Annotated in this window: 22 protein-coding genes; 9 read left to right on the top strand and 13 right to left on the bottom strand. The window is 75.6% G+C overall.

Going from position 1 to position 19,529, the window contains the following annotated elements; translation table 11 throughout:
- Window positions 1-105 precede the first annotated feature (105 nt).
- Entirely contained in the window at window positions 106-1,035 is a 930-nt protein-coding gene (locus J0910_RS15985; protein WP_420159309.1) for a ribonuclease Z, read from the top strand.
- A gap of 53 nt (window positions 1,036-1,088) precedes the next feature.
- Entirely contained in the window at window positions 1,089-1,541 is a 453-nt protein-coding gene (locus J0910_RS15980) for a pyridoxamine 5'-phosphate oxidase family protein (RefSeq protein ID WP_420159308.1), read from the top strand.
- A gap of 42 nt (window positions 1,542-1,583) precedes the next feature.
- Here J0910_RS15980 and J0910_RS15975 read toward each other — a convergent pair whose 3' ends face one another.
- Genes J0910_RS15975 through J0910_RS15950 form a run of 6 tightly spaced genes read right to left on the bottom strand, consistent with a single transcriptional unit; the run spans window position 1,584 to window position 7,410 of the window.
- Complete coding sequence (locus tag J0910_RS15975; protein ID WP_420159307.1) at window positions 1,584-2,327, bottom strand: ABC transporter ATP-binding protein; 744 nt, start codon at window positions 2,325-2,327, stop codon at window positions 1,584-1,586.
- The gene (locus tag J0910_RS15970; RefSeq protein WP_420159306.1) at window positions 2,324-3,343 is read right to left on the bottom strand and encodes an ABC transporter ATP-binding protein; all 1,020 of its coding nucleotides are present in this window, start codon (window positions 3,341-3,343) and stop codon (window positions 2,324-2,326) included. The genes J0910_RS15975 and J0910_RS15970 overlap by 4 nt, the downstream gene beginning before the upstream one ends.
- Complete coding sequence (locus J0910_RS15965) at window positions 3,344-4,204, bottom strand: ABC transporter permease (protein WP_420159305.1); 861 nt, start codon at window positions 4,202-4,204, stop codon at window positions 3,344-3,346.
- The gene (locus J0910_RS15960) at window positions 4,191-5,141 is read right to left on the bottom strand and encodes an ABC transporter permease (protein WP_420159304.1); all 951 of its coding nucleotides are present in this window, start codon (window positions 5,139-5,141) and stop codon (window positions 4,191-4,193) included. The genes J0910_RS15965 and J0910_RS15960 overlap by 14 nt, the downstream gene beginning before the upstream one ends.
- Window positions 5,138-6,637 (bottom strand): ABC transporter substrate-binding protein, encoded by a 1,500-nt coding sequence (locus J0910_RS15955; RefSeq protein WP_420159303.1) that lies wholly within the window; start codon window positions 6,635-6,637, stop codon window positions 5,138-5,140. Before J0910_RS15955 ends, J0910_RS15960 begins: the two co-directional genes overlap by 4 nt.
- Window positions 6,634-7,410, bottom strand: coding sequence for a tyrosine-protein phosphatase (locus J0910_RS15950; protein ID WP_420159302.1), 777 nt, complete (start codon window positions 7,408-7,410; stop codon window positions 6,634-6,636). The genes J0910_RS15955 and J0910_RS15950 overlap by 4 nt, the downstream gene beginning before the upstream one ends.
- 56 nt (window positions 7,411-7,466) lie before the next feature.
- On the opposite strand from J0910_RS15950, the gene J0910_RS15945 reads away from it, so the two are divergent.
- Both J0910_RS15945 and J0910_RS15940 read left to right on the top strand, forming a co-directional pair.
- Window positions 7,467-8,075 (top strand): TetR family transcriptional regulator, encoded by a 609-nt coding sequence (locus J0910_RS15945; protein WP_420159301.1) that lies wholly within the window; start codon window positions 7,467-7,469, stop codon window positions 8,073-8,075.
- 218 nt (window positions 8,076-8,293) lie between these two features.
- The gene (locus J0910_RS15940) at window positions 8,294-9,151 is read left to right on the top strand and encodes a Rossmann-fold NAD(P)-binding domain-containing protein (protein ID WP_420159300.1); all 858 of its coding nucleotides are present in this window, start codon (window positions 8,294-8,296) and stop codon (window positions 9,149-9,151) included.
- A gap of 114 nt (window positions 9,152-9,265) precedes the next feature.
- Here J0910_RS15940 and J0910_RS15935 read toward each other — a convergent pair whose 3' ends face one another.
- Window positions 9,266-10,009 (bottom strand): helix-turn-helix domain-containing protein, encoded by a 744-nt coding sequence (locus J0910_RS15935; protein WP_420159299.1) that lies wholly within the window; start codon window positions 10,007-10,009, stop codon window positions 9,266-9,268.
- Between the two features lie 226 nt (window positions 10,010-10,235).
- Between J0910_RS15935 and J0910_RS15930 the strand changes: the two genes are divergently transcribed.
- Complete coding sequence (locus J0910_RS15930; RefSeq protein ID WP_420159298.1) at window positions 10,236-10,904, top strand: DUF4097 family beta strand repeat-containing protein; 669 nt, start codon at window positions 10,236-10,238, stop codon at window positions 10,902-10,904.
- An 89-nt stretch (window positions 10,905-10,993) separates the two neighbouring features.
- The gene (locus J0910_RS15925) at window positions 10,994-12,223 is read left to right on the top strand and encodes a serine hydrolase domain-containing protein (protein ID WP_420162006.1); all 1,230 of its coding nucleotides are present in this window, start codon (window positions 10,994-10,996) and stop codon (window positions 12,221-12,223) included.
- 396 nt (window positions 12,224-12,619) lie between these two features.
- Here the strand turns inward: J0910_RS15925 and J0910_RS15920 are convergent, their stop codons facing one another.
- Window positions 12,620-13,072: an SRPBCC domain-containing protein gene (locus J0910_RS15920; RefSeq protein ID WP_420159297.1), complete on the bottom strand. Its 453-nt coding sequence runs from the start codon at window positions 13,070-13,072 to the stop codon at window positions 12,620-12,622.
- Between the two features lie 260 nt (window positions 13,073-13,332).
- On the opposite strand from J0910_RS15920, the gene J0910_RS15915 reads away from it, so the two are divergent.
- Complete coding sequence (locus J0910_RS15915; protein WP_420159296.1) at window positions 13,333-14,343, top strand: helix-turn-helix transcriptional regulator; 1,011 nt, start codon at window positions 13,333-13,335, stop codon at window positions 14,341-14,343.
- Window positions 14,344-14,571: 228 nt separating this feature from the next.
- On the opposite strand, the gene J0910_RS15910 is transcribed toward J0910_RS15915, so the two are convergent.
- Together J0910_RS15910 and J0910_RS15905 are read right to left on the bottom strand one after the other, a co-directional pair.
- Window positions 14,572-14,793 carry a VOC family protein gene (locus tag J0910_RS15910; protein ID WP_420159295.1) on the bottom strand — a complete coding sequence of 74 codons (222 nt, stop codon included), beginning with the start codon at window positions 14,791-14,793 and terminating at the stop codon, window positions 14,572-14,574.
- A gap of 109 nt (window positions 14,794-14,902) precedes the next feature.
- Entirely contained in the window at window positions 14,903-15,274 is a 372-nt protein-coding gene (locus tag J0910_RS15905) for a VOC family protein (RefSeq protein WP_420159294.1), read from the bottom strand.
- A 99-nt stretch (window positions 15,275-15,373) separates the two neighbouring features.
- Here J0910_RS15905 and J0910_RS15900 point away from each other — a divergent pair, with 99 nt between their 5' ends.
- The gene (locus J0910_RS15900) at window positions 15,374-16,135 is read left to right on the top strand and encodes a TetR/AcrR family transcriptional regulator (RefSeq protein WP_420159293.1); all 762 of its coding nucleotides are present in this window, start codon (window positions 15,374-15,376) and stop codon (window positions 16,133-16,135) included.
- 13 nt (window positions 16,136-16,148) lie between these two features.
- Here the strand turns inward: J0910_RS15900 and J0910_RS15895 are convergent, their stop codons facing one another.
- From J0910_RS15895 to J0910_RS15885, 3 genes are all read right to left on the bottom strand, one after another.
- Window positions 16,149-16,559 carry a hypothetical protein gene (locus J0910_RS15895; RefSeq protein WP_420159292.1) on the bottom strand — a complete coding sequence of 137 codons (411 nt, stop codon included), beginning with the start codon at window positions 16,557-16,559 and terminating at the stop codon, window positions 16,149-16,151.
- Between the two features lie 58 nt (window positions 16,560-16,617).
- Window positions 16,618-17,823 carry a macrolide family glycosyltransferase gene (locus J0910_RS15890; RefSeq protein WP_420162005.1) on the bottom strand — a complete coding sequence of 402 codons (1,206 nt, stop codon included), beginning with the start codon at window positions 17,821-17,823 and terminating at the stop codon, window positions 16,618-16,620.
- Between the two features lie 168 nt (window positions 17,824-17,991).
- The gene (locus J0910_RS15885; RefSeq protein WP_420159291.1) at window positions 17,992-18,627 is read right to left on the bottom strand and encodes a pyridoxamine 5'-phosphate oxidase family protein; all 636 of its coding nucleotides are present in this window, start codon (window positions 18,625-18,627) and stop codon (window positions 17,992-17,994) included.
- A 124-nt stretch (window positions 18,628-18,751) separates the two neighbouring features.
- Here J0910_RS15885 and J0910_RS15880 point away from each other — a divergent pair, with 124 nt between their 5' ends.
- Window positions 18,752-19,525, top strand: a complete 774-nt coding sequence (locus J0910_RS15880; protein ID WP_420159290.1) for a hypothetical protein — start codon at window positions 18,752-18,754, stop codon at window positions 19,523-19,525.
- Window positions 19,526-19,529 lie beyond the last annotated feature (4 nt).

Here is a 19,529-nt window from a genome sequence, read left to right as displayed (position 1 = left end):
CGCTTTTCCGCCGCCCGGTCGGCCGGGCGCGGCCGCCGCAGGGCGGACCGGCGGTGAACAGGGCGGCGGGGCACGCGCCCAGCCGTTCTCTGCCAAGATCCCCTCATGTCCGTTCGCGAACTCGTCGTCCTCGGCACCTCCAGCGCCGTGCCCACCAAGCGGCGCAACCACAACGGCTACTTCCTGCGCTGGGACGGCAGCGGCCTGCTCTTCGACCCGGGGGAGGGCACCCAGCGGCAGATGCGGTTCGCCGGGCTGGCCGCCGCCGACATCACCCGGATCTGCGTGACGCACTTCCACGGCGACCACTGCCTCGGCCTGCCGGGGGTCGTGCAGCGCATCTCCCGGGACCGGGTCCAGCACACCGTGCGGGCGGTCTACCCGGAGCAGGGCGCCGAGTACTGGGAGCGGCTGCGGCACGCGACCTCCTTCACCGCCGCCCGGCCGGTGCTCGGCCAACCGGTCGGCGGCGAGGGGGCCTGCCCGCTCGGCGACGACGGGCTGCACGTCACCGCGCTGCCGCTGGACCACAGCATCCCCGCCTACGGGTACCGGGTGCAGGAGCCGGACGGGTGGCGGATGGTGCCCGAGCGGCTGGCCGCCGCCGGGGTGGCCGGCCCCGACATCGGCCGGCTGCAGCGCGAGGGCGGGCTGCGCACCGCCTCCGGCCGCACGGTCGCACTGTCCGACTGCGCCGAGCCGCGCCCCGGGCAGGCGATGGCCTTCGTCATGGACACCGGGATGTGCGACAACGCCTTCCGCCTCGCCGACGGCGCCGACCTGCTGGTCATCGAGTCCACCTACCTGGACGCCGACGCGTCCCTGGCCCGCTCCTACCGGCACCTCACCGCGGGCCAGGCCGGCCGGATCGCGGCCGAGGCCGGCGTCCGCCGCCTCGTGCTCACCCACATCTCCGAGCGCTACGACGCCGACCAGGACCCGCACTTCATCGACGAGGCCGCCGCGCACTTCTCCGGCGACATCGTCCTCGCCCAGGACCTGGCCCGGATCAAGGTCCCCAAGCGCCGCCTCTGAGCGCCCGGGGCGGGCCGTGGCGCCCCTGGCGCCCCGCGCCTAGCGTGGGGAGGATGAGCACCCCATCCGGAGCCGGGAGCGCGCAGCACCCCTTCGACGTCGACGCCTTCCTGGAGCAGCCCCTGGTCGCGCGGGTGGCCACCGTCGGCGCCGGCGGAGCGCCGGTGGTCAGGCCGGTCTGGTACCTGTGGGAGCGGGGCGCCCTGTGGTGGATCACCGGCGCCTACGCGGCCATGGGCCGGCAGCTGGAGCGCGACCCGCGGGCCTCCGTGGCGGTGGACACCTGCGACCTGGAGCGCATGGTGTTCCTCCAGGTGATCATGTACGGAACGGCCGAGTCCGCGCCCTTCGACCCGGCCCTGGCGCGGCGGAAGCTCCGCCGCTACCTGGGCGGCGACGAGGCCGACTGGCACCCGGACTTCCGGCACTACGCCGACGACGCCCGCCTGGTCCGGTTCACGCCCGAGCGCACCGTGGCCAGGGACCTGTCCAAGAGCGCGGGGTAGGCGCCCTGGGCCGGGGCCCGCCGCGGCGGGCCCCGGCCGCGGTCAGAAGTCCGGGGCGGCGGCGACCAGTTCCCGGGTGTAGGCGGTACCGGGGCGACCGAGCACGTCGGCGGTGCCGCCCTGCTCCTCGACGCGCCCGCCGTTCATCACCACGACCCGGTCGCAGAGCGTCCGCACCACGCTCAGGTCGTGCGAGATGAAGAGGAGGGCGGTCGCGCGCCCGGCGGTCAGCTCGTGCAGCAGGTTGACGATGCCCGCCTGCACCGAGATGTCGAGCCCGGAGACCGGCTCGTCGGCGACGAGGACCGAGGGCTCGGCGGCCAGCGCGCGGGCGATGGCGACCCGCTGCGCCTGCCCGCCGCTGATGTCGGCGGGCAGGCGGGACCCGAAGTCGTCCGGGTCCATGCCGACGTCGCGCATCATCCGGCCGGCCTGCTCGCGCGCGGCGGCGGCCGGCGTCCCCGCGATCCGCAGCGGTTCGGCCACGATGTCCAGGAGGCGGCGGCGGGGGTTGAGGGAGCGGACCGGGTCCTGGAAGACCATCCGCACCCCGCCCGGCCCCGGCCGGGGGGCCGGCGGGGCGCCGTGCACGGTGATCCGGCCGGAGTCGACCCGGGCCAGGCCGGCGACGGCCCGGGCCAGCGTGCTCTTGCCGGAGCCGGACTCCCCGACGATGCCGCACGCCCGCCCCTCGGCCACCTCGAAGGTGACGCCGCGCACGGCGTGAACCCTGCGCCTCCCGCGCCCGTAGCCGATGTGCACGTCGTCGACGGACAGGACCGTCATGCCGGCACCTCCGAGAGGTCGGGGGACTGCCCGACGGGGAACCAGCAGGCGGCGGTGTGCGCCGCGTCCGGTCCGGGCCGCTCGGGCGGCCGGTCCTCGAAGCAGGCGGGGCGGGCCGCGGCGCAGCGCGGCGCGAACCCGCACCCCGTGCGGGGCCGGACCAGCTCGGGGAGGCCGCCCGGGATCTGCGGGAGCGGCGGTCTGCGCGGTGCGCTGAGCCGCGGGGTGCTGTCGATGAGCGCCCGGGTGTAGGGGTGGCGCGGCCGGGTGAGCACCGCCCGGCCGGGGCCGGTCTCCACGATGCGCCCGGCGTACATCACCGCGATCCGGTCGGTCCGGCCGCTGAGCGCGGCGAGGTCGTGGGTGATGTGCACCAGTGCCGTGCCCCGCTCCCGGCGGACGGTGTCGAGCAGGTCGAGCACCCGGCGCTGCACGGTCGCGTCGAGCGCGGTGGTGGGCTCGTCGGCGAGGAGCAGGCGGGGCCGGACGGCCAGGGCCGCCGCGATCCCCACCCGCTGCCGCTGGCCGCCGGAGAGCTGCGAGGGGAAGCTCGACGCGACCCGCTCGGGGTCGGGGATCCCGACCGCCTCCAGGAGCTCCAGGGCCAGGGCCCGGCGGGCCCGGCGGGACCTCCGGACGGCGGCCGGGGCGCCCTCGGTGACCTGGGCCGCCACCCGGACGACGGGGTTGAGCGTGGAGGAGGGGTCCTGGAAGACCATGCCCATCGCCCGGCTCGCCGCCGCCCGCCACTCCTTGGCGCCCAGCGAGGTCAGCTCGGTGCCGGCGAAGGCGATCGAGCCGTCCACGGCGGTGCGGGCGTTGCGCGACGGGATGCCCATGAGGACCCGGGCCAGCAGCGACTTCCCGGAGCCCGACTCCCCGACGATGCCGAGGCTCTCGCCCTCGCCGAGGGTGAGGCCGACGTCCTCCAGGATGTGCCGGGGCGGGCCGTCCGGCGGGTCGAGCCGCACGCTGAGCGATTCGATGCGCAGCAGCTCTTCAGGCGGGGGTTGCATCTACGGCCGTCCTTTCGACAGGGCCTGACCGAGCACGTTGACCGAGAGCACGGTGGCGCACAGGGTGAGCGCCGGGGCGGCGGTGATCCAGGGGGCGGTGGCGAAGTGGACGCGCCCCTCGGCGATCAGGTTCCCCCAGGAGGGGAGCGGGGGCTGGAGCCCGAAGCCGAGGAAGCTCAGCGAGCCCTCCACCACGATCGAGGCGGTGACGGCGGCGAAGGAGTACGCGCCGAGCACGGGCAGCACGTTGGGGATGATCTCGGTGCGCATGGTGCGCAGCGGCCCCGCGCCCATGTTCCGGGCGGCCAGGACGTAGTCCTGCTCGCGGACGGAGATCGTCGAGGCGCGCGCCAGCCGCGCGAAGGCGGGGACCGACAGCCCGCCGATCAGCAGCCCGATCGTCCAGTATCCGGCGCCGGAGAGCGAGACGACCGCCATGATCAGGATCAGCGCGGGGAACGCCAGGATGAGGTCGGTGAGGATCCCGACGGCGCCGTCCACGACCCCGCGCAGGTAGCCGGCGGCGATGCCGAGGAGCCCGCCGGCGACCAGCCCGAAGGCGACGGTCATCGCCCCCACGATCAGCGAGGACCGGCCGCCGGCGAGGGTGCGGGCGAGGATGTCCCTGCCGATCGCGTCGGTGCCCAGCCAGTGCTTCGCGGAGGGCGGTTCCAGGATCGCCGAGAAGTCGGCGCGGAGCGGGTCGAGGGCGGGCAGCAGGGACGAGGCGGCCGCGCCGAGCACGACCAGCGCGAGCCAGCAGCCCGCCAGCGCGACGCCGATCCGGCCGCGGGCGGGGGAGCGCCGGGGGTCCGGGGCGGCCTGCGCCGCCGGCGCGGCGGCGGTTTCAACGGGATGCATTCCGGGTCCTCGGGTCGACGAGCGAGTAGATGAGGTCGACGGCGATGCTCGCGACGACCACGGCCGCGCCGGAGAAGATGATGACGGCCTCGATGACGGGGAAGTCCCGCGTCTCGATCGCCCCCATCGCCAGCTGGCCCATGCCGGGGATCGCGAAGACCGACTCGATCAGCACGGATCCGCCGAACGCGAGCCCGAGCGTCATCCCGACGACGGTCAGCGCCGAGAAGCTGGACGGCCGCAGCGCGCGGGTGGCCAGCAGCACCGGGGCGCTCATGCCCCTGGACCGCGCGGCGAGGATGTAGGGCTGGTCGAGCGTCTCGATGAGCCCCGCCCGCAGCAGGCGGACGAGGACGGCCGCCTCGGCGAGGCCGGTGGCGAGCACCGGCAGGGCGAGGTGGCGGACGTGGCCGGCCGGGTCGATCCAGGCGTCACGCCACCCCGTCGCGGGCAGCGCCCCCAGGGTGACGGCGAAGACGGCGATCAGCCCGAGCGCGATGATGAACGGCGGCGTCGCGAGCAGCAGGAACGACATCAGGGTGCCGATCCGGTCGATGCGCCCGCCGGCCTTCCACGCCGAGGCCATCGCGACCGGGACGGCGATGGCGAGCGCGACGGCCTGGCCGCCGATCAGCAGTTCGAGGGTGACGGGCAGGCGCCGGGCGATCTCGTCGGCGACGGGCCTGCCGGTCACCAGGGAGGTGCCCAGGTCGCCCCGGGCGGCCGCGGCGATCCAGTCCGCCAGCCTGGCCGGCGGCGGGTCGTCCAGGTTCAGCTCGGCCAGGAACGCCTCGATCCGCTCCGGGGTGGCGTCGGGGCCGAGGACGGAGAGGGCGGGGTTCCCGGTGAGCAGCATCGGCAGGCTCATCGTGACGAGTCCGAGGAGCGCCAGCACGATCGCCGCGCGGCCCGCCCGTGCGGTCCAGGTTCGCATCATCTTCTGATCCACAGTTCCGAGGGCAGGATCGATATCACGTTGTGCTCGCTGAGGTCGGGGACGCCGCCGACGGTGTAGGAGGCGGCGAAGCCGGAGGGGCTCTCGGTGTAGAACAGGACCGGCGCCTCGTCGACGATGATCTGCGCGGCCTCGCCGTAGAGGCCGGCGCGCTCCCCGGGGTCGACGGTCCCGCCGGCCCGCCCGATGAGCGAGGTGACCTCGGGGTCGGCGTATCCCGCGAAATTGCCGGGGGCCTCCTCGGGGAAGATGCTCTTCATCGCGGTGTCCGTCTCGCCGTAGGCGGAGGTGAAGAACTCGATGGCGTCGAAGTCCCGGCCGAACAGCCGGGTGTCCATGGTCGCGGCGTCGACCGTGTCGATGGTCATCTCGATGCCGACGTCGGCGAGCATCTGCTGGATCACCGCGGCCCGCTGGGCGGACTGCGGGCGGGCGTCGGTGGTGTAGTCGAACGCCACCGGCTCGCCGTACTCCGCGAGCAGCCTCCGGGCCCGGTCGGGGTCGAAGTCCGGGTAGTCGGTCCGCACGTCGTAGGGCGACCCGGAGGCGATCGGGCCGTCGGAGAGCCTGCCGGCGCCCTGGTCGGCGGCCTCCAGGATGACCTCGCGGTTGATCGCGGCCTGGACGGCCTGCCGGACGCGGGCGTCGTCGAACGGCGGGCGGGTGGTGTTCAGGAAGGCGGTGGCGGTCGTCGAGTCGGCGATCGCCGTGGTCAGGCCCTCGGTCCGGGCCTGGGCGACCAGGTTCGCGGTGTTCAGCCAGACCATGTCGACGGTCCCCGAGGACAGGCTCTGGTACCGGGAGTCGGTGTCGGGGAGGAACCGGAACACCAGCCGGTCCAGGATCGGCGCGGAGCCGTGGTACTCGGGGTTGGGTTCGAGCGTCACGGAGGATCCGGGCTCGGTGGAGGCCACCGCGAAGGCCCCGGCGCCCAGCGGCGCCTTCCCGTCCTCGGGCTCGGTGGCGATCATGCCGAGGGAGCGGGTGAGGCCGCGGTCGAAGGCGGCGTCGGGCGCGGCGAGGGTGAGCCGGACGGTGGTGCCGTCCACCGCCTCGGCGGAGTCGATCTGCGCGGCGGCCGGCTGGCACAGGCAGGTCGAGTCGGGGCCGGCCATCCGCTCGAAGTGGCCGATGACCGCCTCGGCGTCGAGCGGTGAGCCGTCGGAGAAGGCCAGGCCGGGCTTGAGCTCCAGGGTCCAGGTGCGGAGGTCGTCGGTCTCGATCGACTCCGCCAGCCGGGGCTCCAGCGCGCCCTTCGGGCCGTCGGTGAAGAGCGGTTCGTAGACGGCGTTGCCGACGATGAGCGTGGACTGGTGGGCGACGAGGTTGTCGATCGGGTCGAGCGAGGTGATGTCGGTGTCGAGGCCGACGGTGAGGGTGCCGCCGGCGGAGGCGCCGTCCGCGGGCGGCCCGCAGGCGGAGAGCGCCGCCGCGGCCGCGAGGCCCGCCGCGGCGGAGAGGGGTCCGCGGGGCCTCATCGGCGGAGGCCCTTCGGCTCGGGGTCCCGGTCCCGGGCGGCGGGCATGATGCGCGCGCGGAGGGCCGCGGCGACCTCGTCGAGGCGGTCGGGGGCGATGTAGGCCGACAGGTAGCCGCGGGAGCCCCCGCGGGCCCGGAGGTAGTCGAGGACCTGCTCGATGTCGGAGGCCTTGCAGGTCATGTCGTATCCGGCGAGGAGCCGCTCGCCCTCGGTGTCGGGCTGCCTGCCGTCGGTGGACTCCTGGTCGTCGTTGGTGCGCAGGTAGTCCTCGACGATGAGCCGCCGCTCCACGCCGACGAGGTCGAGGATGAGCGCGACGAGCACCCCGGTGCGGTCGCGCCCGCCCTGGCAGGCGATGGCGACGCGGCCCTCGATCGCGGCGAGGGCCTCCACCGCGGCGGCGAACCGCTCGGTGGATTCGGCCAGCATCCGGAGGTACAGGTCGCCGAAGGAGAGCTCGCCGGCGACGAGGGCGCCGAACACGCGCGCCATGTCGTCCCGGCTCAGCACCGTGCTGCCGGCGACGACCGGGAAGGCGACCGTGGCCAGCCCTTTCGCGGGCGCGTCGGCGCGGTCCAGTGCCCGCTCCCCGTCGGTCCTCAGGTCGAACCAGGTGAAGGGGTGGGGGCAGGCGGCGAGTTCGCCGGGCGTCGCCAGCGAGAGCGCCGCGGCGCGGTAGAGGGTGTCGGGGGAGGGGGTCGGCCGTGCTCCGGTCGGTGCCGGGAACTGCACCGGCCGCCAGTTGGGCGGGAGTTCGGTTGCGGGGGGCATGCCCGGATGCTAACAAAAATGGCAGGACTGCCAATTTCGAATCGGATGAACGAACCATGAACCCTGACGGCCCGCCCGGCACCGGACGGCGCGAGCGGAAGAGGGCCGACACCCGGCTGGCGATCCAGCGGGCCGCGGTGGACCTCTTCGAGGAGCACGGCTACGACGCGACCACGGTCGACGACATCGCCCGCCGGGCGAACGTGGCCCCCCGCACCTTCTTCCGCTACTTCCCGAGCAAGGAGCTCACGCTCTTCAGCGAGGACGTCTCGGAGCGCTTCGCCGCGCTCGTCCTGGAGGCCCCGCCCGGCCTGCCGCCGCTGGACGCCCTGGAGTCGGCCCTGTCCCTGCTGCTGGAGGACGCCCCCTCCGAGCTGGACCGGCGCCGCCAGGCGCTCCGCCGCCGGCTGCACGAGCAGCCGGGCGTCACCCGGCACTTCGCCCACCTGGAGGAGCGCATCGCGGAGCGGCTGCGCGCCGCCTTCCTCCAGCGCCTGCGGGACGGCGGCGACCTCCGCGCCGGACTCACCGCCGACGCGACCGTCGCGATCTACCTCGGTCTCTCCCGGACCCTGGTGGACGGCGATCCCGACCAGCGGGAACACGTTCGGGAGTGGTTCGCCGCGGTCCGCACCGTCGTGGGGGAGAGCCGGGCCGGGACCTGACCCCGGGGCCCGATGGGCGGGCCCCGGCCCCTCGGCCCCGAAGGCGCGGCGGCGGGGCGGGGCACGGCCGGCGGCCCGTGCGGCCGCTCCGAGGCCCGGTCGGGGACGGACGGCCGGGCCGGAGCGGCCGTCGGCGCCGGCGGGGCGTGGACGCCGCAGTATGCCCGGTGGCGTCTGAACGATGGCCCCGGCCCGGCCCCGGCGGTTGGATTGCGGGCATGACCGACGACACCGAGAACACTCAGAAGGAAACGGTCCTGGTGCTGGGCGGCACCGGGAAGAGCGGGCGGCGGGTCGCCGAGCGGCTCCGGGCGCGGGGGGCCAGGGTGCGGATCGGATCCCGCCGGGCCGAGACGCCCTTCGACTGGGAGCGGCCGGAGACCTGGCCCGCGGTCGTCTCCGGGGCGCGCTCCGCCTACGTGGCCTACTCTCCCGACGTCGGCTTCCCCGGCGCCTCCGAGGCGGTGGGCGCCTTCGCCGAGCTGGCGGTGCGCGAGGGCGTGCGGCGGCTGGTGCTGCTGAGCGGGCGCGGCGAGCCGGGCGCCCGGCGCAGCGAGGAGGCGCTGTTCGCCGCGGGGGCGCCGGCGGCCTCCGTCGTCCGGGCGAGTTTCTTCGCGCAGAACTTCAGCGAGGGCTTCTTCGCCGGCATGATCCGCTCGGGCACGGTCGTCTTCCCCGCCGAGGGCGTCGCCGAGCCGTTCATCGACGCCGTGGACATCGCCGATGTGGCGGTGGAGGCGCTCACCGGCGACCCCGGCCGGCATGCGGGCCGGGTGCACGAGGTCACCGGCCCCAGGGCGCTGACCTTCCCGGAGGCGGTCGGGGAGATCTCCGCCGCGGCGGGGCGCGAGATCGCCTATGTCCCGCTGTCCTTCGAGGCGTTCCGCGGCGGCATGGTCGAGCAGGGCGCCCCGCCGGAGTTCGCCGCCCGGCTGACCGAGCTGTTCGGCGAGATCCTGGACGGCCGCAACTCCGCGGCCGCCGACGGGGTCCGCACCGCCCTGGGCCGGGAGGCGACCGCCTTCTCCGAGTACGCGAAGCGGACCGCCGCCACCGGGGTGTGGAACCCCTCCTGACCCGGCGCGGCCCCTCGGAACCCGCAGGGCCCCCGCGGCCCGCGGGCGCTTCGGGCAGGGCGGCGCGGCCGGCGCGGAGTGCTCCGCGCCGGCCGCTGCCGTTCCGGCGGCCGCCTATCCGCGGTCCGGGTCCGGCCCGGCGGTGCCCTCCGGGGCCGCTTCGGGCCTGCTGTGCAGGACCTCGCGCGCCTGCTCCGCGGCGCGGAGGATGCTCTCGCTGACGAACTCGCTGAAGCGGGCGACGTTCTCCAGGCGGGCGGCGGTCAGGGTTCCGCGGCCGACGATGTCGACGCCCTGCCGCGCGATCTCGGCGATCTGAGCGGTGCCGCGGGCGCCGGCGACCGTCGACCGGTACCAGACGTCGTCGTCGACGGAGTAGCGCTCGCGGCGGCCCTCCTCGCGCTCCCGGCGGACCAGGCCCTGCTCTTCGAGGAACCCGATCGCCTTGGAGACCGAGGCCGGGCTGACCTGGAGGCGCCGGACGAGCTCGGGCGCGGTGAGGCTGACCGTGTCGGCGATGAAGAGGCAGGCCAGGACACGGGCCGCCATCTTGGGCAGGCCCTGCCGCATCAGCAGGGTGGTGAACGCCTCCTCGTACTCGCGGACGGCCTCGTCGTCGCGCCCGGGGCCCTGCCGCTCCCGGGGCGGGGTGCTCCTGCGCCGGCGGGCGCGGCGCTCGGCGGCGCGCTGGGCCAGGTCGGCGCGGTAGGCGGTGGGGCCGCCGTTGCGCATCACCTCGCGCGTGACCGTCGAGGTGGGGCGCTCCAGGCGCCTGGCGATCTCCGCGTAGGCCAGGCCGTCGGCCAGCCCCGCTGCGATCTGCTGGCGTTCGGGCTGGGTGAGTCTTCCTCCCCGCACAGCGGTCTCCCTTCACGTCTCCCCTTGCACCGCGAGCGTAGCGTTCATTCACACCTCAAAGCAACAAGAGGCCGTTTCACATTGCATTGATTCCACACTCAGTGCAACGAAATACATGCTTTTACCTGCCCTTATGCACTAGCACTGCAATGAAGTGATTGCGGGATACGTAAAGGCAACGTAGCTTTTCCAACATCGGAAACAGCAGGCGCAGCAGGAGGACACGATGCAGACGTTCGACACCCCCGCCCCGATCTCCGCCGTCCTGGACATCCCCGCCGGGCGCATCCAGATCATCGCCGCCGACCGCGCCGACACCGTCGTCGAGGTCCGGCCCGCCGATCCCGCCAGGCGCCGCGACGCCGCGGCCGCCGAGCAGACCGAGACCGCCTACCGCGACGGCGTCCTGCGGATCCAGGCCCCGGCGGGGAAGAACCGGTTCACCGGCCCCTCCGGAGCCGTCGAGGTGACGGTCCGGCTGCCCGCCGGCTCCCGCGTCGACGCGAAGTCGGCCTGCGCCGGGTTCCGGGGCGTGGGGCGCCTGGGCGAGGTCGACTGCGAGGGCGCGGACGGCGGGGTCAAGATCGACGAGGCCGCCGGCGTGCGGCTGACCGCCTTCGGCGACGTCTCGGTCGGCCGGCTGACCGGCTCCTCCCGGATCAGCACCCGGAAGGGCGACATCCACATCGCCGAGGCCGCCTCCGGCGAACTCGTACTGGCCACCATGTCCGGCGACGTGACGGTCGGCGCCGCCGCCGGGGTCCCCGCCTCGCTGGACGCCGGCACCGACCACGGCCGCATCCGCAACGCGCTGACCGGCGCCGGCGGCACCGGGGCCGCCCTGCAGATCCACGCGACCACCGTGCAGGGCGACATCACCGCCCGCAGCCTCTGACCGCACCGCCCGGCCCCGCGGCCTCCGCGGGGCCGGCGGGCCCCGGGATCACCGGCGCCCCCCAGATCGAGCACCGAAGGAGAACCATGATGGAAAACGCCGGCGGAGGACTCTCCAAGACCGGGCTGCGCAGAGTGCGCGACGTGCTGGAGCGGCACGTCGAGTCCGGCAGGATCCCCGGCCTCGTCGCCCTGATCGGCCGGGGCGAGGAGACGCACGTCGAAGCGGTCGGGACGATGCGCCGCGACGGCGGCGCGCCGATGCGCCGGGACACGCTCTTCCGGATGGCCTCGACGTCCAAGCCGGTCTCGATCGCGGCGGCGATGGTCCTGCTCGACGAGTGCCGGATCCGCCTGGACGACCTGGCGGAGGAGTGGCTGCCCGAGCTCGCCGACCGGCGGGTGCTGAAGCGGCCCGACGGCCCGCTCGACGACACCGTGCCGGCGCGCCGGCCGATCACCGTGCGGGACATCCTGACCTCCACCTTCGGGCTCGGCATGGACCAGACGTCGCTGGGCACCCCGATCATGAACGCGGTCTTCGAGCAGGGGCTCACCCCCGACCTGCCGGAGCCGATGCCCGAGCCGGACGAGTGGATGCGCCGCCTGGGCGCGCTCCCGCTGGCGCACCACCCGGGAGAGCGCTGGCAGTACCACATCGCCGCCGACCTGGTGGGCGTGCTCGTCGCCCGGGTCACCGGCGAGCCGTTCGAGGCGTTCCTGCGCGAGCGCGTCTTCGGGCCGCTGGGCATGGAGGACACCGGCTTCCACGTGCCCGCCGGCAAGATGGACCGGCTGCCGCCCCTGTACGCCCCCGACCCGCGGACCGGGGAGTTCCACGTGTGGGACGAGGCCGAGGGCGGGCGCCACAGCCGGCCCCCGGCGTTCCCGGGGGGCGGGGGCGGCCTGGTCTCCACCGCCGACGACTACCACGCCTACTTCCGGATGCTGCTGAACCGCGGGATGCACCGGGGCGAGCGGATCCTGTCCCGGCCCGCCGTCGAGCTGATGACCACCGACCGCCTCACGGCCGGGCAGCGGGCCGCCCGGCACGCCATGGCCTCCGACAACGTCCACGTGTCGTTCGGCCAGGGCCAGCACGGCGGCTGGGGCCTCGGCATGGCGGTGCGCACCCACCGCGGCGACTACGCGCCCATCGGCCAGTTCGGCTGGGACGGCGGAGCCGGCACCTCGACCTACGCCGACCCCGGCAACCGGCTCACCGGAATCCTGCTCACCCAGGTCGGGATGTCCGTACCGGACCCGGCACGGCTCATCCACGATTTCTGGACCACGCTCTACCAGGCGATCGACGACTGACATCGCGGCCCGCCCCCAGGCGGGCGCCGACCGGGCGGGGCCGCGGCCCCGCCCGGTCGGCGCCCGCCGAAGCCCGGAGAGAGGCGGGAGGGGGAGGCGGAGGCCCCGCCCGCAGCGGCCGCCTGGGGGGCGGGCCGGCCAGACCCGCGCCTGGGTGCGGATCGGCCCCGCCGGCGCGGAGACGGGACCGAGGCGGCGGCCCCGCCCTTCGCTCCGCAGCCCCTCGCGGCCCGGCCGTCCGCGCTCCGGGGCTCCGGACGCGCCCGCGGAAGCGCGCGGAGCCCGGCCGGGACCGGAGGCGGGGAACCGGGCCGCCTCCCGGGCCTGCGCGCCCGGGCCATCCGGCTCTCGCAGGAGGTTCATCCCCCTCATGTGCGCCTGCGGGCCCGCAGAGGCTCACCGGGCGCCCTTCCCGTCCTCCACCAGCCCCCGCAGCAGTTCCAGGGCGGCCCGCCACCCCTCGGAGTTCTCCCGGGCCCGGAGGCGCTGCTCCTCCTCGGTGCAGTTCAGGGCCGCGAAACCGGTCTCGACGATGCGCACCCGCGCCCCGTCGCCGTCCGGCTCGACGTGGAACTCCACCAGGGTCGCGCTGCCCGGCTCCGGTTCGGCGCCGGGGAACAGCGAGCAGCGCAGCGCCAGCAGGCTGCCGGGCACCACGCGCTCCACCACGCCCCGGTAGTCGCCGTGCTCCTTCCAGTGGAAGACCACGGTGCCGCCGGGCACCGGATCGAGCTCGGCGCCGTCGAAGGCGTACCAGCGCCGGACGCCGTCCGCCTCGGCCAGCAGCGGCCAGATCCGCTCGGCCGGCGCGTCCAGATGTGCGGCGACGTCGATCATGGTCTCGGTCACGGCTTCCTCCCAGCATCGTCGGCCGTCCCCGCGTCCCGGTCGGCCGTGGCGGGGACTCCACGATCATCCCACCGGCGGGCGCGTCGGCGCAGGTGGGGGAGGCGTGTCAGCCCTCCGTCCTCCGGGCGGGGCGGCCGCGCGGAACGGTCCGCCGGCAGCCCGCCGGAAGGCCCCCGGCCCCGCTCCGGTCCCGGGCCGGGGGCCGCGCGGCGCGGGCGGGCGGGCCGCGGAGCGCGTCCCCGCAGGGCAGGATGGGCGGTGTGAAGTCCGACCGGCTGCTCTCGATCCTCCTGCTGCTGCAGACCCGCTCCCGGATGCCCGCCGGGGAGCTGGCCGAGCGGCTGGAGGTGTCGGCCCGGACCATCTACCGGGACGTGGAGGCGCTGTCGGCCGCGGGGGTGCCGGTCTACGCCGAGCGGGGGCGCAACGGCGGCATCGCGCTGCTGCCCGGGTTCCGCACCGACGTCCCCGGGCTGACCGGCGACGAGGCGCGGGCGCTGTTCGTACTGGCCACCCGGGGGACCCACAGCGAGCTGGGGCTGGACGGGCCGATGGCCTCGGCGCTGCGCAAGCTGATGGCCGCGGTGCCCGCGGCGCACCGCCCCGCCGCCGAGCTGGCGCGCACCCGGATCATCGTCGACCCCGACCGGTGGACGCGGGCCCCGCGCGGGCGGATCGACCTGGACGTGCTCCAGGAGGCGCTCTTCGCCGACGCCCGGCTCCGGCTGCGCTACCGGAGCAGCGGCTCGGCCGAGGCGCGCGAGTACACCGTCGACCCGTACGCCCTGGTGGCCAAGGCCGGGGTCTGGTACCTGGTCGCCGACCGGGACGGGGAGCCCCGGCTGTTCCGGGTGGACCGGATGGTGCGGGCCGGCCTCGTGGACGAGCCGGTGCGCCGCCGCCCCGGGGTGGACGCCGAGGAGCTCTGGCACGAGCTGCGCCGGCGGGTGGAGCACCGGCCGCCCGACATCCGGGTGCGCGCCCTGGTGCGGCGCGAGCGGCTGGAGATGTTCCGGCGGATCACCGACCTGTTCCTGCTCTCCGTCCTGGACGGGGAGGCCCCGGACGGGGAGCGGGGCGCCCGGGAAGACCAGGGCGGGCCGGGGGAGTGGGTCCCGGTGGAGCTGGGCTACCCGGCGCGCGGCGCCGCCCGCCAGCTCCTCCAGTTCGGCACCGACGTGCGGGTCGTCGCCCCTCCCGGGATCCGCTCCCTCCTCGCCGACCTGGCGGCCGAGGCGGCCCGCCACCACGCCGGCCCGGCGGACGCCTGACCGCGACCGCGGAAGCCCGCCCGCCGCGGGCGCGCGACCGGGCGGAGATCGCGGGCCGGGCCGACCGGAGCGGGACCACGGACCGGTGCGGCTCACTCCCCGGTGGCGGCGATCCCGTCGCCGTCCGGGCCGGTGGCCGTGGTGCGGGTGCCCCGCGGCCCGGCGGTCCGGTCCTCCGCATCGGCGCCCTGGGCCCCAGCCCGGCGGCGGCCTCGATGCCGTCGCACTTCAGGATGGGGACGGCGGCGCCTCCCGGGGTCCTTCCCGGCCGTCCTCGGGGTAGAGCACGATGCGCGGCACGCCGCCGGGCGGACCGGTTTCGAACCGGCGCTCGCCGGGCGCGGCCTCCGCGCCGCCGAGGACGGCGAGCCCGAGCACGTCGGTGTGGAAGTCGGCGGTCATCCGCTGATCGTCGACGCAGAGCGCCACGGCGTCGAGGCCGGTGACCATGTGCGCCCTCCGGTCGGCTCGGCGGGCCCGGCCGATCCGCCCCTGGCACGGCGGAACCCCGGCAGCGGCGGGACCGCGCCCCCGGCCGGGGGCGGCCGGGGGCGCCGGATCAGGCGTCGCCGGGGCGCTCGCCGATCCACTGGACGGGCTGGACGACGACGCCGTTGGGGTCGGCGACCTGGAACAGCCGCTCGCCCCACTCCTCGTCGCGGAGCGGGACGGTGATCTCGACGCCTTCGGCGCGGAGCCGCTCCTGCTCGGCGGCCGCGTCGTCGACCTCGAGGGCGAGCACGGCCCCCTCGGCGCCCCGCCGGTCCGGGCCCGGGGTCAGGACCAGCTCGTAGGAGGGGTCGCGGTGCAGGAGCTTGACCACGTACTCGTTGTCCACGACGGCCTTGAAGCCGAAGTGGCGCACGTAGAAGTCGCGGCCGGCGGTCGGGTCGGGGACGGGCAGCGCGACCGAGAACCTGCGGATGCGCACGGGGCCTCCCATGTGATCGTACAACGTACGGAATTTGATGGTACGGCGTACGATAGCATTTCCGCGACGGCACCGGAACGATCGGGAGGAGCGGCCGCGATGGCCACCCGGAACGGCGGCGGGGACCCCGCGCGCACCCTCGCACTGCTCTGGCGCACCGCCGGCCCGGCCCGGAAGGGACGGACCGGGCTCGACGCCGACCGGGTCGTCGCCGCGGCGGTCGAGATCGCCGACGCCGAGGGGCTGGACGCGCTGTCCATGCGCAAGGTCGCCGACCGGCTCGGCGTGGGCGCGATGTCGCTCTACACCTACGTCCCCGGCAAGGCGGAGCTGGCCGAGGCGATGCTGGACGCGGTCCGGGGCGAGCTGCCCGACCCGGCGGAGGCGGGGGAGGGCTGGCGGGCCCGGCTGGAGGCGGTCGCCCGGCAGAACCACGGCCTCTACCTGCGGCACCCGTGGATGCTCCAGGTGGCGACCGGGCGCCCGGTGCTGGGGCCGAACAGCATGGTCCGCTACGACCGGGAGCTGCGCGCCCTGGAGGGGCTCGGGCTGAGCGATGTGGAGATGCACGGCGCGATCGCGCTGCTCTCCGACTACGTGCACGGCGCCGCCCGGGGCGCGGTGGACGCGGCGGACGCGGCCGCCGCCAGCGGCCGCACCGACCGGGAGTGGTGGGAGGAGCACGCCCCCGAGCTGGAGCGCATCGCCGACCCGTCGGCCTATCCGGTGGCGGCCCGGGTCGGCACGGCGGTCGGGGAGCGGTACGAGGCCTCGCACGACCCCGCCGCCGACTTCGACTTCGGCCTCGGGCTGGTGCTCGATGGCATCGCCGCTCTGCTGGAGTCGCGCACGGGGGCCTGAGCGGCCCGGCGCCTCACCCGCCGCGCTTCGGCAGGGCGACGCCCTGCAGCAGCAGCACCGCGCCGATCACGGCCGCCACCGCCGCGGCGGTGATCTGCAGGGCGATCACCCAGTCCCGCGGTCCGGGCTTGGCGGGCCGCTCCCCGGCCGGCGTGGCGTAGTAGCGCCGCAGGTAGCCGGTGTGGCCGAGGGATCCGACGAGCATGATCAGCGGGAGGGCGGTCGCCCAGACGAGGGTGGAGCGCAGGTCCTGCAGGCCCAGCCACCAGAGCCACGGGACCAGCGAGAACACCCCGACGACACCGAGTGCGTGCAGCCGCCGGGCGGCGGGCACCAGGGTGATGCCGCGCAGCGCCAGCAGCACGACCGCCGCGAGGTCGGCGCCGATCAGGTAGGGCAGCGGAACATCGGCGATCGCGATCACAGGCCTCCTCGTCGCCCAGGGCCGGACGATGCCCTGTTCGCACTTTTTATACCGCTTTTCAGGGGGTCTCTGGACCGCGCCCGCTCCCGGCGGGAGGGGCGGCCGCCCGCTCCTCCCCGATCTCCGCCTCGATCAGGTCGGCGGCCTTCGCCGCCCCGCCCCTGCCGCGCAGCTCGGCCCGGAACGCGGCCAGCCGCGCGGCGACCGCCGGGGAGGAGGTGAGCTCCTCCAGCGCCGCACGCAGCCGCTCCGCGCCGGCCTCGGCGGTGTCGATGCGCCGCGCCACCCCGTGGGCCTGCAGCGTGTCGGCGTTGACGAACTGGTCGCCGAACTGCGGCACCGCGATCATCGGGACGCCGCAGTACAGCCCCTCCCCGGCACCGCCCATGCCGGCGTGCGTGACGAACGCCGAGGCCTGCTCCAGGATCGCCAGCTGGGGCACCCAGCGGTGCACCTCGGCGTTGTCCGGGATCGGGCCGAGCGCGCCGATGTCGGTGGCGCCGCCGATCTGCAGGACGACGTGCCAGCCCGGCAGGGCCCCGAAGGCCCGCAGGCACTCCCGGTAGAACCCGGGCAGGTCGGTGAAGGAGGTGCCCATCGACACCAGCAGCGTCCTCTTGCCCTCGGCGCCCGCCGGCGGGCGCCATCCGCCCTGCTCGGCGCGGTCGCCGAAGCAGGGGCCGACGAAGTCGACGACCCGGGGGTCGACGGTGTCGGCGAAGGGCTGCATGGCGCGCGGGATCAGCGCCAGCACGCGGCGCGGGCGGCCGGTGAACTCCTCCGCCCCCAGCCGGACGCCCTGGCCGGCGAGCCAGGCGTCGAACCGGGCGTAGTGGGCCCCGGCTCCGGGGAGCGCGCGGAGCCCCGCTCGGGCCTCGTCCTCGTAGCCCTTCCAGGCGACGTAGGTCGGGGAGAGCTGGACGGCGGGGATCCCCCACGCCTCGGCGAGGACCCGGGCCGGGTAGCCGGCGATGTCGTACAGGAAGAGGTCGGGCCGGTCGTCCTCGTAGGCGCGGCGGATCTCGGGCAGGACCGCGATCGCGTCGTCCAGGAAGACGTCCAGCGCGGCGACGGGCTCCTCCGGCCAGGAGCGGCCGCCCACCGGCAGGGTGGAGGTGTAGCGGACCGGTTCGGCACCGGTCGCGGCGACCAGGCCGGCGACGCGGGGGTCGTTGGCGTAGGTGACGCGGTGGCCGCGGGAGACCAGCTCCCGGATGACCTCCAGGCTCGGCATGACGTGGCTGACCGCGGGGATGCCCGCCATCGCGATGTGGGCGGGCCGCCGGGGGCCGCCGGGCGCGGGGCCCTCCGCCCCCGCGCGCCCGCCCCGGGACGCGGCCGGGCCGTCGAATCGCTCCATGTCCCTCCACCACCTCCGGGGCATCGGACGCACCGGAGGCGGTTCCGGCTCCGCGCCGGTCGGCGGGAGGGGTCAGTAGAGCCGGTCGGCGTAGGAGGGCCCGTAGTACTCCTCCAGCGCCTCCAGCGGGACGTCCGGGCTCTCCAGCCGCTTGGCGATGCGGGGCCGGGAGGGGACCGCGTCCCGCCCCCAGGTCTCCGGGCGCCACAGCTCGGAGCGGAGGAACGCCTTGGAGCAGTGGTGGAAGACCGTGTCGATGTCGACCACCATGGCCAGCTTCGGGCGGCGGCCCCCGACCGCCAGCCCGTCGAAGAACGGGGCGTCCTTCACCAGGCGGGCGCGGCCGTTGATGCGCAGGGTGTCGCCCCGGCCGGGGATGAGGAAGATCAGCCCGACGTGCGGGTTGGACAGGATGTTGCGGTAGCCGTCGGCCCGCCGGTTTCCGGGGCGGTCCGGGATCGCGATGGTGGTGCCGTCGAGCACCAGGGCGAGCTTCCCGGCGGGGTCGCCCTTGGGGGAGACGTCGCACGCCCCGTTCGCGTCGGCGGTGGCGACCAGGCAGAACGGGGCGGCGGCCAGCCACTCCCGGTCGACGTCGGCCAGGGCGGAGCGCTCCTTGTCCAGGGCCCGCCGCGCGGGTTCGCCGAGCAGCTCGCGCAGCTCGGCCTCACCGGTGATCTCGGTCTGCTCATGCGCCTCGGCGGTCATGCCCGCTCCCTCTCGCTGGACGGCCCGGCGATCCTACGGGCGCCCCGCCCCCGCCGGGCCGCCGGGGCGGGCGCGCCGGGACGGCCGCTGGTCAGAGCGGGCGGACGGTGACAGAGTGCGGGGTATGCAGACCGTTACCTTGGCGGAGCGGCCGGACCTGGCCGCGGCGCTGGACCGGCCGGACCTCAACCCCGGCCCGGAGTTCGTCCGCCACGACGACGTGGCGGAGCGGCTGTGGGACCGGTTGGAGACCGGGTTCCCCGAGTACCAGGTGATGCTGCTGGACGAGGGGCGGGTCGTGGCCCGCGGCGCCTCGGTCCCGCTGTGCTGGCAGGAGCCCGACGTCGACCTGCCCGACGAGGGCTTCGACTGGGCGCTCTCCCAGGCGGTGGACGACCACGACGCGGGCCGGGCGCCGACGGTGGCGGCGTCGCTGCTGATCGCGGTGGTCCCGGACCGGCGGCGCCAGGGGCTGAGCACCGCGGTGGCCGGGGCGCTGCGGGAGAACGCGGCGGCCCGCGGGCTGTCCGCGCTGATCGTGCCGCTGCGCCCCACCCTCAAGCACCGCTACCCGCTGATCCCGATGAGCACCTACGCGGGGTGGTCGCAGGGCGGCGGCGAGGCGCCGTTCGACCCGTGGCTGCGGGTGCACTGGAAGGCCGGCGCGCGCATCCTGCACACCTGCGAGCGGTCCCGGACGGTGACCGGGACCATCGCCGAGTGGGAGGGGTGGGCGCGGATGGACCTCCCCTCCTCCGGCGAGTACGTCATCCCCGGCGGCCTGTCGCCGCTGTCCCTGGACCGCCACTCCGGCACCGGCCACTACACCGAGGCCAACGTGTGGGCCAGGCACGACATCGGCGCGGACGCCGCGACGCAGACGTCCGATATCCGCTAGCACC

Origin of the sequence: Nocardiopsis oceanisediminis (assembly GCF_048595525.1) — a bacterium.
GTDB classification, from domain to species: domain Bacteria; phylum Actinomycetota; class Actinomycetes; order Streptosporangiales; family Streptosporangiaceae; genus Nocardiopsis_A; species Nocardiopsis_A oceanisediminis.
This window is presented reverse-complemented; position numbering and strand designations above follow the sequence as displayed.

Coding starts and splice junctions, on each gene's coding strand:
- J0910_RS15930 (WP_420159298.1), top strand. CDS start 10,236: ATGCAGACGTTCGACACCCCCGCCCCGATCTCCGCCGTCCTGGACATC.
- J0910_RS15950 (WP_420159302.1), bottom strand. CDS start 7,410: ATGCCCCCCGCAACCGAACTCCCGCCCAACTGGCGGCCGGTGCAGTTC.
- J0910_RS15980 (WP_420159308.1), top strand. CDS start 1,089: ATGAGCACCCCATCCGGAGCCGGGAGCGCGCAGCACCCCTTCGACGTC.
- J0910_RS15965 (WP_420159305.1), bottom strand. CDS start 4,204: ATGCATCCCGTTGAAACCGCCGCCGCGCCGGCGGCGCAGGCCGCCCCG.
- J0910_RS15885 (WP_420159291.1), bottom strand. CDS start 18,627: ATGACCGCCGAGGCGCATGAGCAGACCGAGATCACCGGTGAGGCCGAG.
- J0910_RS15945 (WP_420159301.1), top strand. CDS start 7,467: ATGAACCCTGACGGCCCGCCCGGCACCGGACGGCGCGAGCGGAAGAGG.
- J0910_RS15910 (WP_420159295.1), bottom strand. CDS start 14,793: ATGGTCACCGGCCTCGACGCCGTGGCGCTCTGCGTCGACGATCAGCGG.
- J0910_RS15970 (WP_420159306.1), bottom strand. CDS start 3,343: ATGCAACCCCCGCCTGAAGAGCTGCTGCGCATCGAATCGCTCAGCGTG.
- J0910_RS15925 (WP_420162006.1), top strand. CDS start 10,994: ATGGAAAACGCCGGCGGAGGACTCTCCAAGACCGGGCTGCGCAGAGTG.
- J0910_RS15975 (WP_420159307.1), bottom strand. CDS start 2,327: ATGACGGTCCTGTCCGTCGACGACGTGCACATCGGCTACGGGCGCGGG.
- J0910_RS15955 (WP_420159303.1), bottom strand. CDS start 6,637: ATGAGGCCCCGCGGACCCCTCTCCGCCGCGGCGGGCCTCGCGGCCGCG.
- J0910_RS15890 (WP_420162005.1), bottom strand. CDS start 17,823: ATGGCGGGCATCCCCGCGGTCAGCCACGTCATGCCGAGCCTGGAGGTC.
- J0910_RS15900 (WP_420159293.1), top strand. CDS start 15,374: ATGGCCACCCGGAACGGCGGCGGGGACCCCGCGCGCACCCTCGCACTG.
- J0910_RS15940 (WP_420159300.1), top strand. CDS start 8,294: ATGACCGACGACACCGAGAACACTCAGAAGGAAACGGTCCTGGTGCTG.
- J0910_RS15985 (WP_420159309.1), top strand. CDS start 106: ATGTCCGTTCGCGAACTCGTCGTCCTCGGCACCTCCAGCGCCGTGCCC.
- J0910_RS15960 (WP_420159304.1), bottom strand. CDS start 5,141: ATGATGCGAACCTGGACCGCACGGGCGGGCCGCGCGGCGATCGTGCTG.
- J0910_RS15880 (WP_420159290.1), top strand. CDS start 18,752: ATGCAGACCGTTACCTTGGCGGAGCGGCCGGACCTGGCCGCGGCGCTG.